This window comes from Agrococcus sp. Ld7 (assembly GCF_045064095.1).
Classification (GTDB): Bacteria; Actinomycetota; Actinomycetes; order Actinomycetales; family Microbacteriaceae; genus Agrococcus.
The window spans coordinates 138,940-155,503 of the sequence record NZ_JBISGY010000002.1 but is presented as its reverse complement, the minus strand read 5'-3'; the positions used below and the strand labels follow the sequence as shown (position 1 = coordinate 155,503).

The window sequence follows — 16,564 nt, the reverse complement described above, 5'->3', positions numbered from 1 at the left end:
CGAGGAGACACCAGACATGGCGAAGATCGCAGACTCCATCGAGGCTCCCGAGAGCTTCTCGACCGAGACGCCGGCAGCCGAGGCTCCCAAGGCGCCCCGCGTCGTCAACATCGGCGGCCAGGCCGTCGGTCGTCGCAAGCAGGCCATCGCCCGCGTGCGACTGGTCCCCGGCTCCGGCACGTTCTCCGTGAACGGTCGCACGCTCGAGGACTACTTCCCGAACAAGCTGCACCAGCAGCTGATCAACGACCCGTTCACGCTGCTCGAGCTGCTGGGCAGCTACGACGTGATCGCCCGCATCTCCGGCGGCGGCCCCTCCGGCCAGGCCGGCGCGCTGCGGCTCGGCATCGCTCGCGCACTGAACGAGATCGACGTCGAGAACAACCGGCCCGAGCTCAAGAAGGCCGGCTTCCTCTCGCGCGACGCCCGCGTCATCGAGCGCAAGAAGGCCGGTCTCAAGAAGGCCCGTAAGGCGCCGCAGTACTCGAAGCGCTGATCGATGTCGCGCCTCTTCGGCACGGATGGGGTGCGAGGTCTCGCAGGCCTCGACATCACGGCGGAATCGGCGATGGCTCTGGCGCAGGGCGCCGCACTCGTGCTCGGGCGACAAGCCCGGCAGGAGGGGCGGCGCCCTGTCGCCGTCGTCGCACGGGATCCCCGCATCTCCGGTGAGTTCATCGCGGCTGCGGTGTCCGCCGGGCTGGCCTCCAGCGGCGTCGACGTGCTCGATGCCGGTGTCATCCCGACGCCGGCGGCCGCATACCTCGTGGCCAGCATCGAGGCCGACTTCGGCGTCATGGTCTCCGCGTCGCACAACCCCGCGCCCGACAACGGCATCAAGTTCTTCGCCACCGGCGGCCGCAAGCTGCCCGACGCGGTCGAGGACGAGATCGAGACCGCGCTGGGCGGCGCGCCCCTGCGGCCCATCGGCGGGGAGGTCGGCACGGTCCGACGCTTCGCCGACGCCGAGGACCGCTACCTGATGCACCTGCTCGGCACCCTCGACGTGAGCCTGGGCGGACTGCACGTCGCGCTCGACTGCGCGCACGGCGCGGCAGCGGGCATCAGCCCGCAGGCGTTCGCCGACGCGGGTGCGAAGGTCACCGTGATGGGCAACGACCCCGACGGGGTCAACATCAACCGCGAGGTCGGCTCGACGCACCTCGAGCAGCTGCGTGCGCTGGTCGTGTCCTCCGGCGCCGACCTCGGCATCGCGCACGACGGCGACGCCGACCGCTGCCTCGCGATCGACGCCGGCGGCAATGTCATCGACGGCGACCAGATCATGGCGATCCTGGCCGTTGCCGCGAAGCGGCGCGGCCTGCTGGCTGACGACACGCTGGTGGCGACCGTGATGTCGAACCTCGGCCTGCGGGTGGCGATGGATGAGCACGGCATCGCGCTCGTGCAGACCTCCGTCGGCGACCGCTACGTGCTCGAGGCGCTCCGGCAGTACGGCCTGTCGCTCGGCGGCGAGCAGTCGGGTCACATCATCTTCTCGGCGCACGCGACCACCGGCGACGGCATCCTCACCGGCCTGCAGATCGCCGCGGAGATGGCTCGGACCGGTCGTTCGCTCGCCGAGCTCGCATCGGTCATGCAGGTGTTCCCGCAGGTGCTGATCAACGTCACGGGCGTCGACCGGCTCGGCTTGCGCAGCAATCGGTGCATCGCCGACGCGATCGCCGAGGCCGAGACGGCGCTGGGGGAGCAGGGCCGGGTGCTGCTGCGACCGTCGGGCACCGAGAAGATCGTGCGGGTCATGGTCGAAGCATCCGAGCAGCACGTCGCGCAGTCGATCGCGGAGGAGCTCGCCGCGCTCGTTCGTGCGGAGCTGAGCGTCTCGGCCTGAGGGGCGTCGCCGATCCGACAGGGGGCCTCTGCTCTAGTGCTCCAGCGCGCGGGCTCGGAAGGCCGCGACGTTGGTTCGCGACTGGCACGTCGTCGAGCAGAAGCGCCGTGAGCGATTGCGCGACAGGTCGACGAACATCCGATCGCATCGCGCATCGCTGCAGCGCTTCAACCGCACGATGTCGTCGCCGCGCACCAGGTCGGCCATCGCCATCGCCGCGTTGACCGCGATCGCGTCAGCGATCGGCGCTCCAGCTGGCAGCCCGTGCATGTGCCAGTCGAGGTCGTCGTGGCGCACGAGGTGGGGGCGCGCGTCGCAGGTGCGCAGCAGCCCGTTCGCCATCGCCGCCATCTGATCGCGACCGAGATCCCACATCGCCTCGATCGTGACGATGTGCGCCCAGGTCGCCTCGGCATCCGCCCTCGTGGCAGTGCTCGCGCCCGGGAACTGCCATTGGGCGCACACGGCCTTCAGGCTCGCCGCGGTGTCGAGCTCCCCCTGCCGACGTCGATTGCACACGTCGGCGATGAACTCGAGCATGCGCACGAGCTCTGCTGGGTAGGGCAGCGTCACTATTCGTCCTCGGGATATGCTCGGCTGTCAGGATCGCCGGTCGTGACCGTCGTGCGCCGACTCGGTGAGCACGATGCTAGCTGTTCTCGCGATCGAGGTGCCATGCAGTCCCGTCGCCCCGTCGGCCTGACGTTCGCGCTGGCGAGCGCGGCGACGTTCGCCCTCTCCGGCATCTTCGCATCGGCCCTGCTGGACGGCGGCTGGAGCGCCGGCGCGGTCACGCTCGTGCGCATCGCCGGCGGCGCGCTCGTGCTGCTGGTGCCCACGATCTGGATGCTGCGCGGCAGGTGGGGCGCGGTGCTGCGGTCGTGGAAGGAGGTGCTCGTGCTCGGCGTGCTGGCCGTCGCGGTCTGCCAGCTCGCGTTCTTCAGCGCCGTGGCGTTCATCGATCCCTCGCTCGCGCTGCTCATCGAGTTCCTCGGCCCCGTGCTGCTGGTGTTCTACACCTGGGCGACCACCCGGCGCGCGCCCGCGATCCTGACGCTCGCCGGCGCTGCGGTCGCGCTCCTCGGGCTCGGGCTGGTCTCGGGGATCGGCGGCGAGGCGCTGCATCCGCTCGGCGTGCTGCTGGCGCTCGCCGCAGCGGTGGGCAACGCCGGCTACTGGGCGTCCGCGTCCAAGGCCGATTCGGAGCTGCCGCCCATCGCACTGGCGGGGCTGGGGCTGATCGTGGGAGCCGCGGTGCTGGGACTCGGATCCATCACGGGCCTGCTGCCGTTCGCGGCCACCGCGGTGCCCGTCACCCTCGCCGGTGCCACCGTGCCGTGGTGGGCGGCCATGGGCATGCTCATCCTGATCGCCACCGCGAGCTCGTACGTGCTCGGCATCCTGGGGGCGCGGCGTCTTGGCGCGACGCTCGCGAGCTTCGTCGGCTACTCCGAGCCGATGTTCGGGATCCTCTGGACGGCGCTGCTGCTCGCCATCCTCCCGACCGGCATGCAGTGGATGGGAGCCGCCGCGATCGTCCTCGGCGTCATGCTGGTGCGGCTGGGGCAGATCCGGCTGCCGAAGCGCACACGCGGCCCCGCGATCGTCGAGGGCATCCCGAGCCCGTAGCCGCTACAGCTTGCGCAGCAGCACCGAGCGGATCGTGTGATCCTCGGCCTTCCGCAGCACCAGATCCGCGCGCGGCCGCGTCGGCAGCACATGCTCGACCAGGTTCGGGCCGTTGATGGAATCCCAGATGTCCTCCGAGTAGATCCGCGCCTGCTGCCGCGTCATGTCCGCGAACCGGTGGAAGTAGGAGTCCGGATCCTGGAACGCGCTCTCCCGCAGCGCCCAGAACCGCTCGATGTACCACTCGCGGATCGCGCTCGTGCGCGCGTCGACGTAGATCGAGAAGTCGAACAGATCGCTCACCGCCAGGTGGGAGCCGGAGGGCGGGGGCTGCAGCACATTGAGGCCCTCGACGATGAGGATGTCGGGCCTGCGGACGACGATCTCCTCGCCGGGCACGATGTCGTAGGTCAGGTGCGAGTACACCGGGGCGCTCACCTCTGCCTCGCCGGATTTCACCCGCGAGACGAAGCCCAGCAGCGCACGCCGGTCGTACGACTCCGGGAAGCCCTTGCGCTGCATCAGCCCGCGCTCCTCGAGCACGCGGTTGGGGTGCAGGAAGCCGTCGGTGGTGAGCAGCTCGACCCTGGGTGAGCCCTCCCACCGGCGCAGCAGCTCCTGCAGCAGCCTCGCGGACGTCGACTTGCCGACCGCGACCGATCCCGCGACGCCGATGACGAACGGCGTCGGCAGCGCCTTCGAGCCGAGGAACTCGTGCGTCTCGCGGTGCAGTCGCGCAGCCGATTCCTGGTAGAGGCTCACGAGGCGCGACAGCGGCAGGTAGACCTCCGCCACCTCGCGAAGCTCGAGCCGATCGCCGAGGCCGCGAAGCCGTCGCACCTCCTCCTCGCTGAGCGGATTCGACATGCGCGGGGCCAGGCGTGCCCAATCTGCGCGCTCGATCTCGACGAACGGCGACTGGAGCGGCTGGGGCACGGGTGGGAGCCTATCGCCGCTACGATTGACCGCATGTGTGGAATCGTCGGTTACACGGGCCAGCTGAGCACTGTCGAGGTGCTGCTCGAGGGCTTGAGCAGGCTCGAGTATCGGGGATACGACAGCGCAGGCGTTGCGGTGCTCGACGGCGACGAGGTCGCACTGCGCAAGAAGGGCGGCAAGCTCGCCGTGCTGCGCGACAGCCTCGAGCATGCGCCGCTGCCCGATGAGGGCGCCGGCATCGGTCACACCCGATGGGCGACGCACGGTGGGCCGACGGACGAGAACGCGCATCCGCACCTGGGCGACGAGGGCAAGCTCGCGCTCATCCACAACGGCATCATCGAGAACTTCGCCGCGCTGCGCGCGGAGCTGGAGGCCGACGGCGAGGTCTTCCTGAGCGAGACCGACACCGAAGCGGCGGCGATGCTCGTCGGCCGCGCGTTCCGGGAGACCGGCGACCTGACCGCGGCGATGCAGCGGGTGGTCGCGCGGCTCGAGGGCCAGTTCACGCTGCTCGCCGTGCACGCAGACCAGCCCGGTGTGGTGGTGGGCGCATGCCACAACTCGCCCCTGCTCGTCGGCTACGGCGACGGCGAGCACTTCCTCGGCAGCGACGTGAGTGCGTTCGTGAAGTTCACGCCGCGCGCCGCAGCGCTCGACAACGACCAGATCGTCACGATCACGGCGACCGACGCGACCGTGACCGACTTCCAGGGCAACCCGCTCGAGCCGCAGCGCTTCGAGGTCGACTGGGATTCCTCTGCCGCCGACAAGGGCGGCTGGTCATCGTTCATGGCCAAGGAGGTCTCCGAGGGGCCGGTCGCCATCGCGAACACGCTGCGCGGTCGGCTGACCGATCGCGGCGTCGACCTGGGTGAGCTGGGCGTGCTCGACGACGCCGCCCTCTCGACCATCAACCGCATCGTCATCGTCGCGTGCGGCACGGCCAGCTACTCGGGGCTGGTCGGCAAGTACGCGATCGAGACCTGGTCGCGCGTGCCCGTCGAGGTCGACCTGGCGCACGAGTTCCGCTACCGCGATCCCGTCCTCGACGAGCACACGCTCGTCATCTCGATCTCGCAGTCGGGCGAGACGATGGACACCAAGATGGCCGTGCAGCACGCCAAGGCGCAGGGTGCTCGCACGCTCTCGATCTGCAACACCCAGGGTGCGACGATCCCGCGCGAATCGGAGGCGGTGCTCTACACCCACGCCGGCCCGGAGGTCGCTGTCGCGTCGACCAAGGCGTTCCTCGCGCAGGTCATCGGCCAGCTGCTGTTCGGGCTGCACCTCGCGAAGGTGCGCGGCACCATGAGCGACGACGCGATCGCCGAGGTGGTCGCCGAGCTCGAGGAGCTGCCGGAGAAGCTCTCCCAGGTGCTTGCCGAGCAGGAGACCCTGCACGAGCTGGCGCACTGGATGAGCGACACCCGCTCGGTGCTCTTCCTCGGTCGCCACGTGGGGTACCCGGTCGCGCTGGAGGGTGCGCTCAAGCTGAAGGAGATCAGCTACATCCACGCGGAGGGCTTCGCGGGCGGCGAGCTGAAGCACGGACCGATCGCGCTGATCGAGCCCGGCCAGGTCGTGTTCGTCGTCGTGCCGAGCCCGCGCAACGAGCCGCTGCTGCACTCCAAGATCGTCTCGAACATCCAGGAGATCCGTGCTCGCGGTGCCCGCATCATCGCGGTCGCCGAGGCCGGGGACGCAGCCGTGCTGCCCTACGCCGACCAGGTCCTGCGCGTGCCGCTCACCCTGCCGATGCTCGAGCCCGTGCTCCAGGTCGTGCCGCTGCACATCTTCGCGCTCGAGCTTGCGACCGCGAAGGGCCTCGACGTCGACCAGCCGCGCAACCTCGCGAAGTCGGTCACCGTCGAGTGATCCGCTGACGCGTGATGGGCCGCTCATGATCATCGGGCTGGGTGTCGACGTCGTCGACCTCGCCCGCTTCGAGCGCGCCATGGCCCGCACCCCGAGGCTGCGTGAGCGTCTGTTCGCGCCGGAGGAGCTGGAGGTCGGTGGCGAGCCGCGCGCCGTCCACTCGCTGGCCGCGCGCTTCGCGGCGAAGGAGGCGGCGCAGAAGGCGATCGGCACCGCTGCGGGTGTCGCCTGGGTCGACTTCGTGGTGCTGCAGTCGGAGGATGGCAAGCCGGTGCTGGAGCTGCGCGGCGCCGCCGCCGCTCGCGCGCAGGCGATCGGAGTGGCGCACGTGCATGTCTCGATGAGCCACGACGCCGGCATCGCCACGGCGACGGTCATCGCGGAGTCCTGATGCGCGTCGAGATCGATGCCGCGGCGATCACTGAGAATGTGCGCGCCCTGGCCAGACGGGTCGGCGTGCCGGTCTGCGGCGTCGTCAAGGCCGACGGCTACGGTCACGGGGCGCTGCGCGCCGCGACCGCGATGCTCGACGGTGGCGCTGCGATGCTCGGCGTGGTCGACATCGGCGAAGCCGTCGCGCTGCGCCGATCCGGCATCGACGCGCCGATCCTCGCGTGGCTGCACGCGCGCGGCGCAGACTTCTCGATCGCGGCCGCGCAGGAGATCGACGTGGCGGTGTCGTCACTCGCGCAGCTCGAGGCCGCCGTGGCCGCCGGCGCCGCCGTGCACCTGAAGTTCGACACCGGCCTCGGCCGCAACGGCATCGCGCGCGGCGATCGGACGGTCACGATCCGGCGATCGGTCGAGCTGGCCGGCGAGGGCGCCCGCATCCGGGGCGCGATGTCGCACCTTGCGGGAACCAGCCGCGAGCACGACCTCGCGCAGCTGGAGGATTTCGGCGCCGCCCTCGCCGAAGCCGCCGCGCTGCCGCCGCTGCTGCGGCACCTCGCCAACTCGCAGGGCGCGCTCGCGCTGCCAGAGGCTCGCTTCGACATGGTGCGCGTCGGCATGGCCGCGTACGGGATCGACCCGAACGGCCCGGCGGCCGGAGACGGCGCTGCCGCCGCTGCGCTGGGACTGCAGCCCGCGATGCGCGTGAGCGTCGAGCTCGTCGCGGGTGTCGGCGCCATCGGCCTGGACGACGGTCTGCTGCCGGCGCTCGGTGCGCCGGTGATGGTCGGTGGCGAAGCCGCGCGCATCGTCGCGGTCGAACCCCGCCGCATCCGCATCGAGCCCGCGCTCAGCGGTGAAGGCGTGCTGTGGGGCGACCCGGCGACGGGGGCGCCGAGCGCAGATGCCTGGGCGCGCGCGGCGGGCACCATCACCTACGAGACCGTCACGCGCATGGCCGCTGCGAGACCGAGCGAGGCCGTCGCCATCGCCGATGGCGCACTCGCACCCCGCCGCGTCCTGGAGCTCGGCCTCGACGGCGAGCCGCGGCAACTTGTGGGCGAGGTGCTCGGCGTCAAGGGCGTGGAGGCCGGCCTCGGCGTCTCCTACGGCGGCGAGTACGTGACCGAGCGGGCGACGACGCTCGCACTCGTCGGGCTCGGCTACGCCGACGGCGTGACCCGCTCCGCGAGCGGCAGGTCGGTGGTGCTCCGCGGCGTCGCGCACCCCATCCGCGGGCGCGTCGCGATGGATCAGGCGGTGCTCGACATCGGCGCGCACCCTGCCGAGCTGGGCGACCCGGTCGAGCTGACCCACGCATCCGCCCCCGAGCTCACCGGCATGATCGGAGCACGCGTCGAGGTGCAGCTGGCCGGCTCGGTGCCGGATGCCGACGGCATGGAGGCGCTGGGCGAGCGCATCGGCTCGCAGCTGCGCGCCGGGGATGCGGTGCTGCTCATCGGGCCGCTCGGCGCCGGCAAGACGACGCTCACGCGCGGCATCGGGCGTGCGCTCGGCGCCCGCGGCACGGTGCAGAGTCCGACATTCGTGCTCGCTCGCACGCACCGCACCGACGCCGGGCCCGATCTGCAGCACGTCGACGCATACCGGCTCATCGCTGACGCCGATGACGAGGCGGAGCTCGACGATCTCGATCTCGACCTCGACGGCGCGATCACGGTCGCGGAGTGGGGTGCGCCGCTGGAGCACGCGCTCGATTCCTGGCTGCGTGTCGAGATCGACCGCGACAGCGCCGACGTCGACGATGACCAATCGCCTCGCGCCGTGCGGCTGAGCGGCCACGGGCCCGCGTGGCCGGCCCCCCGCGTCCGGTCGCTCGCGGCCGGAGCTGCCGGCGCCGCGCCGCACCCGCTGGCGCTCGCCGATACGACGACACGGGCGGTCCGCCCGAGAGGAGAGGCATGATCCTCGCGATCGATACCTCGCTCGGCACCTCGGTGGCGGTCGTCGACGGTGACGCCGTGGTCTTCCGCGAGCACGCCGAGGACACCCGCAGGCACGCCGAGCATCTCGGCGGCATGCTCGCCAGGGCGCTCGACGGCCGTCGGGACCGCATCGAGCTCGTGGTCGCGGGCATGGGGCCCGGGGCCTTCACCGGGCTGCGGGTCGGCATCGCCACAGCGCGCGCCGCGGCCCTGGGCCTCGGTGTGCCCTGCCGCGGTGTGATGAGCCACGCCGGGGTGACGACGGGCAGCGCGCAGGTCACGACCGATGTGCGACGTCGCGAACGAGCGTGGAGCATCGTCGTCGACGGCCTGGTGGTCGACGAGCCTCGGCTGGCGCCGGCCGATGCGGTGCCGCCTCCGACCGACCAGCATGCCGAGCTCGAGCGCATCGACGCCACGTCGATCGATGCGGCGCTGCTCGCCTTCGCCGTCATGCGCGGCGCTGCAGCGGTCGAGCAGGCCGTCTACCTGCGTGACGCCGACGCGGTGCCGTCGGCCGGACCGAAGCGGGTGAGCCAGGCATGAGCGCCCCGCACCGCATTCGCGCGGCCGAGGCATCCGACCTCGACGCCATCATGCTGATCGAGCAGGCCTCCTTCGGCCCCAGCGCCTGGGATCGCGAGACGATGCGTGCCGAGATCGCGTCGGAGTGGGGGCGCTATCTGCTCGCGGAGGACGCGGATGGTGCGACCATCGGCTACGCCGGCCTGCGCGCGGTGGGCGTCGAGGGCGACGTGCAGACGATCGCGGTCGATGCCGCCGCGCGCGGCAGCGGCGTCGGGCGTGCGCTGCTGCTGGCGCTGCTCGTCGAAGCAGAGCGACGCGGCGTGCGCGAGCTCTTCCTCGAGGTGCGCGCCGACAACCCGGTCGCGCGCACGCTCTACGCATCGCTCGGCTTCGTCGAGATCGGGCTGCGGCCGCGCTACTACCAGCCCGAGGACGTCGACGCCGTGGTGATGAAGCGCTCGGCCGAGAGCGAAGGGTGACGCGATGAGCGGACGACCGCAGACGGCGCCGGTGGTGCTGGGGATCGAGACGAGCTGCGATGAGACCGGCGTCGGCATCGTGCGGGGCACCGAGCTGCTCGCCAATCGCATCGCCTCATCGATGGAGCTGCACGCGCGCTTCGGGGGAGTGGTGCCGGAGATCGCGGCCCGCGCCCACCTGGAGGCGATGGAGCCCACGATCCGGGCGGCGCTGCGGGACGCGAGCATGACCCTCGACGACATCGACGCCGTCGCGGTCACCGCCGGGCCGGGCCTCGCGGGTGCGCTCATGGTCGGCATCGGTGCCGCGAAGGGGCTCGCGATCGCGCGCGAGCTGCCGCTCTACGGCGTGAACCACCTGGTCGGGCACGTCGCCGCCGACGTGCTCTCCGGAGAGCCCCTCGAGCTTCCGACAGTCGCGCTGCTCGTCTCCGGCGGTCACACCTCGCTGCTGCTCGTGCGCGACCTCGCGGGCTCGGTGGAGCTGCTGGGCGAGACCATCGACGACGCGGCCGGGGAGGCCTTCGACAAGACCGCACGCCTGCTCGGCCTGCGCTACCCGGGCGGGCCGTCCATCGACGCGGCCGCCGCGGGCGGCGATCCTCGCGCGATCGCGTTCCCGCGCGGGCTGACGGCACCGAAGGACCGTGAGCGGCACCGCTGGAACTTCTCGTTCTCGGGACTGAAGACATCCGTGGCCCGCCACGTCGAACGCGCGGCGGCGGCCGGTGAGGAGCTGCCCGTGGCGGACGTCGCGGCGAGCTTCCGGGAGGCGGTCGTCGACGTGCTGGTCGCGAAGGCGCTCGACGCCTGTGCGGCGCACGGCGTGCCGCGCCTGCTGCTCGGTGGCGGTGTGGTCGCGAACCGTCGGCTGCGGGAGGTGGCGGAGGCACGCTGCGCCGAGGCCGGCGTGGCGCTGCGGATCCCCCCGCTCGAGCTCTGCACCGACAACGGCGCGATGATCGCGGCGGTGGGCGCGATGCTCGTCGCGCGCGGCGACGCGCCGAGCCACGTCGGGTTCGCGGCTGCGTCGACCCTGGAGGCGAACGTCGTCCAGGTGCTGGACTGAGGATGATCCACAGGTCGTCCTGGCAGGATCGACGCTCGACGGCGCAGCATCCGCGGCCGCGTCGATGGCGTCGAGGAGGCACCGCATGAGCATGAGTGCGAGCACACACCCCCAGCAGGGGTGGGGTGCCCCTCCGGCCGCGCAGCCGCCGGTGCCCGTCTGGAGCGCCCCCACGCATCCGGGCCCGAAGACCAACGTCCTCGCGGTCGTCGCGATCCTCGCGGCGGCCGCCGGTGCCACGATCATGCTCGGCCTCGGCTCCATCGCCGCGATCGTGCTGGGCGGCATCGCGCTCGCGCAGATACGACGCACGGGCGACGACGGCCGTCTGCTCGCGATCTGGTCGGTCGTGCTGGGCATCGTCACGCTGGTCGTGCTGATCGCGGCGATCGTGCTCGGCATCGCGGCAGCCCTCTCGGTGGCGGAGCAGGCAGCAGCGCTCACCGGTCCGTGATCTCGCGCGCCGCGCTCATCCTTCGTTCAGCCTTCCCCGGCGCCGCGCGCGATACCGTGGGTGGCGCGCAGCGCAATCCCGCGCGGCAGCGCACTGCAAGGAGGTTCCCGTGAGCGACCAGTTCCCGCCGAGTGACGATCGTTTCCGTCGGCCCGATGAGGTGCAGCCGGGACAGGACGGCGCCGCGCAGACCGGCGATGCCGGCCAGGCGCCGGCGGCGGACTTCGGCCAGGCGCCCGCGGCGGACTTCGGCCAGCCGGCAGCGGCCTCTCCCTCGTTCGGGCAGGGCCAGCAGGCGCCGTCGGCCGCGTTCGGCGAGCAGCAGGCGCAGCCCCCGTTCGGGCAGGAGCAGGCGCAGGGCTACGGGCAGGCCTCCGAGCAGCGTGCCGGGCAGTCAGCCGCCACGTATCAGCAGCCGGATGCTGGGCAGCAGCAGTACGGGCAGCAGCCGGACGCCGGCCAGCAGCAGTACGGTCAGCAGCCCGGGTACGGCCAGACAGGTTCCAGCGCGCCCGCGTACGGCCAGGCCGGTTCCAGCGCGCCCGCGTACGGCCAGGCCGGCTCCAGCGCGCCCGGGTACGGCGCCGCCGCCGCACCCCAGTACGGTCAGCAGCCCGCATACGGTCAGAGCGCGCCCGCGCAGGGATACGAGCAGCAGCCCGCATACGGGCAGCAGTCCGGTTACGAACCGGCCGCCGCGCCCGCTGCTGGCTACGGCCAGCAGCCCGGATACGGCCAGCCGCAGGCCTACGGCGACTCCGGGGCGGGGTACGGCCAGCAGGTCGGCTACGCGCAGCCGGGCGAGAAGAAGTTCAAGGGCATCACGATCACCGCACTGATCCTCTCCGGGCTCGGATTGCTCGGCACCTTCATCAGCGGCATCGGCTTCCTCGCGGCGCTCGCGGGCGGGATCGTCGGGTTCGTGGCGATGAAGAAGAACCCGGAGGCCAAGCCCTGGCCGCTGATCGCCGGGATCGTCGGCATCCTCGCCGCGATCGCGTCGCTCGTGGTGATCATCGTGCTCACGGTGCAGTGGATGAACTACTTCGCGGCACTGAACATGATGTAGCACGCGCGCCCCGAAGCCCCCGGTCTGCGACGCGCTCGCCGGCCGGGGGCTTCGTCATGAGACCAGGCGATCGGCGAGGAGCGCCCGGTGGCGGCCGCCGATGCGCGTCAGGAACAGCGTGGCGCGCTGGTCACCTCGCAGCTTGAGCCGCTTGCGCAGCGCTGCGGGGTCGATGTCGGCCCCGCGCTTCTTGATCTCGAGGTCGCCGATCGCGAGCTCGCGCATGCGCCTCGCGATGCCTCGCTCGTCGAGCGGCATCGTCTCGCGGATGCGGAACCCCTGCGCGAGCGGCGTCGACACCTGCATCGATCCGCTCAGGTACGCGATGCCGTCGCTGACAGCGACCGCCTCGAGCTGCTCGGCGAGCGCGCCGATGAGCTCCGCACGGATGACCGCGCCGGCCGGCTCGTAGAGGAACGCACCGAGCGCTCCCGGCTCGGGATGCGAGATCGCCCCCGTCAGCTCGGCGGCGCCATCGTCGCCGAGCACCAGGGCGCTGCGCGCGATGCCTGGCCGCGCCAGCCGTCCCGTCCACACCACGGCCTCGACGGTCTCGAGCCCGTCCGTCACCCACTGCTGCTCAGCGTCGTCCGGCAGCAGGGAGCGGTCGATCCCGGGCGCCAGCTTCACGCCGGCAGGCCGCTCCGCTGCGTGCGCGAAGACCGCACGCAGCGACGGTGACCAGTCGCTCGGGTCGTTGAGGCGGCGGCGGTCATCGCGGCGTGCTGGATCGAACCAGCTCGCCTCGGCGTCGACCGCGGTCTCCATGGCATCCCCGTGCACGACGGATGCGTGCCAGGGCGACAGGTTGTACATGGCGATCGCCGCGGTGACCTCGTCGCGCTCGACCGCGGTGACCCGCATCCCGAGGGTCGCGAACGCGAGCGAGTCGGCGCCGATGCCGCAGCCGAGGTCGGCGACGGACGTGATGCCCGCCTGCCGCATCCGCCCAGCATGATGCGCCGCCACCCGCAGCCGTGTCGCCTGCTCGAGGCCCGCTTCGGTGAACAGCATCCCGGTCGCGAACTCACCGAACTTCGCGGCCGCGCGCCGCCGCAGCCGCGCCTGCGTCAGGACGGCCGCGACCAGCCGCGGGTCATGACCTGCCGCGCGCAGGCGCGAGACCTCGCGCACCGGGTCGGTGTGATCGCGCAGCTCCGACTCGGTGCGCTCGAGCAGCGCGAGCCCCTCGGTCGACAGCAGCAGTCGCAGCTCGGCAGCATCCATGGCTCCAGTGTCGACCATGCGGCGAAGCCCCGGTGCAAGCGCGCACTGCGCTCCCGCGAGCGATTGGCACTCATGTTGACCGAGTGCCAGCGGAGCGCCTAGGCTTGTCCTGTTCTCCGGCCCGTCCGGACGCACCCCACAGACAGAGAAGAAAGAGGCAACCGTGTCGGTTTCCATCAAGCCGCTCGAGGATCGCATCGTCATCCAGCAGGTCGAGGCTGAGACGACCACTGCAAGCGGTCTCGTCATCCCTGACACCGCCAAGGAGAAGCCGCAGGAGGGCGAGGTCGTCGCTGTCGGCCCCGGCCGCATCGACGACAACGGCAACCGCGTCCCGATGGACGTGTCGGTCGGCGACCGCGTGCTGTACTCGAAGTACGGCGGCACCGAGATCAAGTACGGCGCTGACGAGTACCTCGTGCTCTCCGCTCGCGACGTGCTCGCCATCGTCGAGCGCTGACGCAGGCTCTCACGCGAAGGCGGCTCCCCTGCGGGGGAGCCGCCTTCGCATCTCTCCGGGAGGACCGATGGGTCAGCACGCCAAGGCAGGCCTCGGGTACGCGCTGCTCGCGTACCTCTGGTGGAGCTTCCTGCCCGCATACCTGCAGCTGACGAAGGGCATCGACGGGTTCGAGCTCATCGGCTGGCGAGTGATCTCCTCCGTCATCGTCGCCTTTGCACTCGTCGCTGCCACCCGCGGCTGGGTCAGGATGCGGCAGGTGCTGCGCAGTCGCCGAGACACCTGGACGCTGGTGATCGCCGGCCACGCCGTGCTCATCAACTGGACGGCGTTCGTCGTCGGCGTGCTCTCGGACCGCGTGCTCGAGACCAGCCTCGGCTACTTCCTCAACCCGCTCGTGAGCATCGTGCTCGCGGTCATCTTCCTGGGCGAGCGGCTGCGACCGCTGCAGTGGGTCGCCGTCGCGCTGGGCGCGGTCGGCGTCGGCGTGATGATCGTCGGCTACGGCGAGGTCCCGTGGGTCGGGCTGATCGTTGCGGGCTCCTTCGGCGCCTACGGGCTGATCAAGAAGCGCGTCGGAGGCTCCGTGGACGCGCTGTCGGGCTTCACGATCGAGACCACCGCGGCACTGCCCGCAGCCCTCGTGATGATGGCGATCGCGTTCTCCATCGGCGGTGTCACGGTCGGCAACAACGGCATCGCGGGCGTGCTGGGCACGGCTGGCTTCGGCATCGTCACCGCGGTCCCGCTCCTGGCGTTCGCGGCCGCGACCCGACGCATCCCGCTCACCTGGATCGCCTTCCTGCAGTACCTGGTGCCGATCATGACATTCATGTTCGGCGCGTTCATCATGCTCGAGCCCATGCCGATCGAGCGCTGGATCGGCTTCGCCTTCGTCTGGGCGTCGGTGGCGCTCATCTCCATCGAGCTGGCAGGGAACCGCTTCCGGCGTCCGAGACCACTGCCGCCTGTGGGCTGAGCGGGCTGAGCCTCAGCGCTCGCTGAGGAATGACGCAGATCGTGTCGCTTGCACGAAGACCGTTACAAGGACGTAACGCGCAGAGGCCGAGTTCTGCGCATTCCTCGCCTACTGTTGCAACAACGCCCGCGTCAGCGAGCGATTCAAGCAACCGAGGAGCACAATGCAGTCCTTCCTTCGCACCCAGGGGCACAGCCCCCGCCGGTACGCCGCGCTCGGCGCAGCGACCGCCGGCGTGCTGCTGCTCGCCGCCTGCGCAGGCGGCGGCACCCCCGCACCGTCCGGCTCGACCGGTCCCGATGAGGGCGCGTCTGACGACACGCTGTACGTCGGAACGGTCCTGCCGCAGACCGGCAACCTCGCCTTCCTCGGCCCGCCCGAGTTCGCCGCCGTCGACCTCGCAGCTCAGGAGCTCGAGGCGGCCGGTTACCCCTACACGGTCGAGGTCGACCACCAGGACTCCGGTGACACGCAGACCGACATCGCCACGCAGTCGGTCGGCACGCTCGTCTCCGCAGGTGCTGACGTCATCATCGGCGCGGCGTCGTCGGGCGTCTCGTTCACCTTCATCGATCAGGTGATCGACGCGGGCGTCGTGCAGATCTCGCCGGCGAACACGTCGCCAGACTTCACCGATTACGAGGACGAGGGGTACTACTGGCGCACCGCTCCCTCGGATGTGCTCCAGGGCCGTGTGCTCGGCAACCTGATGGTTGCGGACGGCGCACAGACGGTGGGATTCATCACCATCAACGACCCGTACGGCACCGGTCTGCAGGAGAACGCCACGATGGCGATCGAGGCAGCGGGCGGCACCGTCACGGCCAGCGCGCTCTACAACCCGGGCGACACGAACCTGGCCACGCAGGTGGCCGAGGTGACGGCTGACAACCCCGACGCAATCGCGATCCTGGCGTTCGCCGAGACCGCGCAGATCGTGCCGGAGCTCGTCACGCAGGGCTTCGACGCCTCGGGCATGTACTTCGTCGACGGCAACCTGTCGAACTCGTACAACTTCCCCGAGGGCACGCTCGAGGGTGCGAAGGGCACGCTGCCCGGCAACCCTGCAGACGACACGTTCCGTGAGCGTCTGCTCGAGATCGACCCGGAGCTGGAGGACTTCTCCTACGCGCCCGAGTCGTACGACGCCGTGGTGCTCGCAGCACTCGCAGCGATGCAGGGCAGCAGCCCCGACTCCGACACGATCCGCGACAACCTGCAGGCGGTCTCCAGGGATGGCGCCAAGTGCGAATCCATCGAGGACTGCATGGCCCTGATCGAGGGAGGCGAGGACATCGACTACGACGGTGTCTCCGGCCCGATCACCTTCGATGAGAACGGTGACCCGACCGAGGCGTACATCGGCATCTTCCAGTACGGTGCCGACAACCAGTACGAGTTCGTCCGTACGGAGTTCGGCTCGCTCAACGAGTGACCTGAACCGCACGCGAGGGGGCTCGGCTTCGGCCGGGCCCCTTTTGCGTCGCTCGCCCCGCCAGCGCTCTGCCCGCGCTGCCGAGCGGGCTCTGCACCGCCCGCCCTCGCCGCGGGCGCAGAAGGCCGCGCCCGCGCTGCGCGCGCAGGCCCCGCCCTCCGGGAGAGCGGGGCCTGGTGCGCTGCGCACGCAGAAGGCCCCGCCCTCCGGGAGAGCGGGGCCTCGTGCGC

Annotated in this window: 17 protein-coding genes; 14 read left to right on the top strand and 3 right to left on the bottom strand. The window is 71.2% G+C overall.

Annotation, left to right across the window (positions count from 1 at the left end; translation table 11 throughout):
- Positions 1-16: 16 nt before the first annotated feature.
- Positions 17-496, top strand: a complete 480-nt coding sequence (gene rpsI, locus ACJJVL_RS00920) for a 30S ribosomal protein S9 (RefSeq protein WP_405216133.1) — start codon at positions 17-19, stop codon at positions 494-496.
- 3 nt (positions 497-499) lie between these two features.
- Positions 500-1,852, top strand: a complete 1,353-nt coding sequence (glmM, locus tag ACJJVL_RS00915) for a phosphoglucosamine mutase (protein WP_405216132.1) — start codon at positions 500-502, stop codon at positions 1,850-1,852.
- Positions 1,853-1,885: 33 nt separating this feature from the next.
- On the opposite strand, the gene ACJJVL_RS00910 is transcribed toward glmM, so the two are convergent.
- On the bottom strand, positions 1,886-2,425 hold the full coding sequence (locus tag ACJJVL_RS00910) for a CGNR zinc finger domain-containing protein (RefSeq protein WP_405216131.1): 540 nt from the start codon (positions 2,423-2,425) through the stop codon (positions 1,886-1,888).
- Positions 2,426-2,527: 102 nt separating this feature from the next.
- Here ACJJVL_RS00910 and ACJJVL_RS00905 point away from each other — a divergent pair, with 102 nt between their 5' ends.
- Positions 2,528-3,481: an EamA family transporter gene (locus tag ACJJVL_RS00905; RefSeq protein ID WP_405216130.1), complete on the top strand. Its 954-nt coding sequence runs from the start codon at positions 2,528-2,530 to the stop codon at positions 3,479-3,481.
- A gap of 3 nt (positions 3,482-3,484) precedes the next feature.
- Here the strand turns inward: ACJJVL_RS00905 and coaA are convergent, their stop codons facing one another.
- Positions 3,485-4,417, bottom strand: a complete 933-nt coding sequence (gene coaA / locus ACJJVL_RS00900) for a type I pantothenate kinase (protein WP_405216129.1) — start codon at positions 4,415-4,417, stop codon at positions 3,485-3,487.
- Positions 4,418-4,450: 33 nt separating this feature from the next.
- On the opposite strand from coaA, the gene glmS reads away from it, so the two are divergent.
- The 8 genes from glmS to ACJJVL_RS00860 all read left to right on the top strand — a co-directional run bounded on the left by glmS (position 4,451) and on the right by ACJJVL_RS00860 (position 12,233).
- The gene (glmS, locus tag ACJJVL_RS00895) at positions 4,451-6,298 is read left to right on the top strand and encodes a glutamine--fructose-6-phosphate transaminase (isomerizing) (protein WP_405216128.1); all 1,848 of its coding nucleotides are present in this window, start codon (positions 4,451-4,453) and stop codon (positions 6,296-6,298) included.
- 25 nt (positions 6,299-6,323) lie between these two features.
- Entirely contained in the window at positions 6,324-6,689 is a 366-nt protein-coding gene (locus ACJJVL_RS00890; protein ID WP_405216127.1) for a holo-ACP synthase, read from the top strand.
- A complete protein-coding gene (gene tsaE, locus ACJJVL_RS00885; protein ID WP_405216126.1) occupies positions 6,689-8,614 on the top strand; it encodes a tRNA (adenosine(37)-N6)-threonylcarbamoyltransferase complex ATPase subunit type 1 TsaE in 1,926 nt (641 codons plus the stop codon). The genes ACJJVL_RS00890 and tsaE overlap by 1 nt, the downstream gene beginning before the upstream one ends.
- A complete protein-coding gene (gene tsaB, locus ACJJVL_RS00880) occupies positions 8,611-9,180 on the top strand; it encodes a tRNA (adenosine(37)-N6)-threonylcarbamoyltransferase complex dimerization subunit type 1 TsaB (RefSeq protein WP_405216125.1) in 570 nt (189 codons plus the stop codon). Before tsaE ends, tsaB begins: the two co-directional genes overlap by 4 nt.
- Positions 9,177-9,641 (top strand): ribosomal protein S18-alanine N-acetyltransferase, encoded by a 465-nt coding sequence (rimI, locus tag ACJJVL_RS00875; protein WP_405216124.1) that lies wholly within the window; start codon positions 9,177-9,179, stop codon positions 9,639-9,641. Before tsaB ends, rimI begins: the two co-directional genes overlap by 4 nt.
- Positions 9,642-9,645: 4 nt before the next feature.
- The gene (gene tsaD / locus ACJJVL_RS00870) at positions 9,646-10,710 is read left to right on the top strand and encodes a tRNA (adenosine(37)-N6)-threonylcarbamoyltransferase complex transferase subunit TsaD (protein WP_405216123.1); all 1,065 of its coding nucleotides are present in this window, start codon (positions 9,646-9,648) and stop codon (positions 10,708-10,710) included.
- A gap of 85 nt (positions 10,711-10,795) precedes the next feature.
- Complete coding sequence (locus tag ACJJVL_RS00865) at positions 10,796-11,164, top strand: DUF4190 domain-containing protein (protein ID WP_405216122.1); 369 nt, start codon at positions 10,796-10,798, stop codon at positions 11,162-11,164.
- Positions 11,165-11,273: 109 nt separating this feature from the next.
- A complete protein-coding gene (locus ACJJVL_RS00860; protein WP_405216121.1) occupies positions 11,274-12,233 on the top strand; it encodes a hypothetical protein in 960 nt (319 codons plus the stop codon).
- A gap of 54 nt (positions 12,234-12,287) precedes the next feature.
- On the opposite strand, the gene ACJJVL_RS00855 is transcribed toward ACJJVL_RS00860, so the two are convergent.
- Entirely contained in the window at positions 12,288-13,460 is a 1,173-nt protein-coding gene (locus ACJJVL_RS00855) for a THUMP-like domain-containing protein (RefSeq protein ID WP_405216120.1), read from the bottom strand.
- 163 nt (positions 13,461-13,623) lie between these two features.
- Between ACJJVL_RS00855 and groES the strand changes: the two genes are divergently transcribed.
- The 3 genes from groES to ACJJVL_RS00840 all read left to right on the top strand — a co-directional run bounded on the left by groES (position 13,624) and on the right by ACJJVL_RS00840 (position 16,334).
- Entirely contained in the window at positions 13,624-13,920 is a 297-nt protein-coding gene (gene groES / locus ACJJVL_RS00850; protein ID WP_072312744.1) for a co-chaperone GroES, read from the top strand.
- A gap of 67 nt (positions 13,921-13,987) precedes the next feature.
- A complete protein-coding gene (rarD, locus tag ACJJVL_RS00845; RefSeq protein WP_405216119.1) occupies positions 13,988-14,899 on the top strand; it encodes an EamA family transporter RarD in 912 nt (303 codons plus the stop codon).
- A gap of 163 nt (positions 14,900-15,062) precedes the next feature.
- Entirely contained in the window at positions 15,063-16,334 is a 1,272-nt protein-coding gene (locus tag ACJJVL_RS00840; protein WP_405216118.1) for an ABC transporter substrate-binding protein, read from the top strand.
- Positions 16,335-16,564 lie beyond the last annotated feature (230 nt).